Origin of the sequence: Pseudomonas sp. EL_65y_Pfl1_R83 (assembly GCF_963970695.1) — a bacterium.
In the GTDB taxonomy this organism is placed as follows: Bacteria; Pseudomonadota; Gammaproteobacteria; order Pseudomonadales; family Pseudomonadaceae; genus Aquipseudomonas; species Aquipseudomonas tritici.
In genome coordinates this window covers 1-255 of record NZ_CAXAQI010000538.1, presented here as the reverse complement: position 1 = coordinate 255, position 255 = coordinate 1, and the positions used below count along the sequence as shown (strand labels likewise).

The 255-nt window shown below is 52.5% G+C and carries 1 protein-coding gene; it reads left to right on the top strand.

Annotated features, from left to right (window positions below; translation table 11 throughout):
* Positions 1-255: IS110 family transposase (locus tag AACY08_RS30225; RefSeq protein WP_339472754.1), on the top strand; the 255-nt coding region annotated here is incomplete at both ends.

Below are 255 nucleotides of genomic sequence, written 5' to 3'. Positions count from 1 at the left end.
ATCCCGCTCTTCGAAATACTGGATAGACGAGGTTTTGAGGTCTATCTCGTTAATTCCCGCGCCACTCGGCAGATAACCGGTCGCAAGTCTGATGTACTTGATTGTCAGTGGATCCTTCAACTCATGATGCACGGCCTGTTGAGAGGCGCTTTTCGGCCTGCGGACGACGTGTGCTCACTGCGCTCATTGGTCCGTCAGCGTGGCAATAAAGTTCGCGACCAAGCCAAAGCCCTTAATCGGATGCAAAAGGCTTTG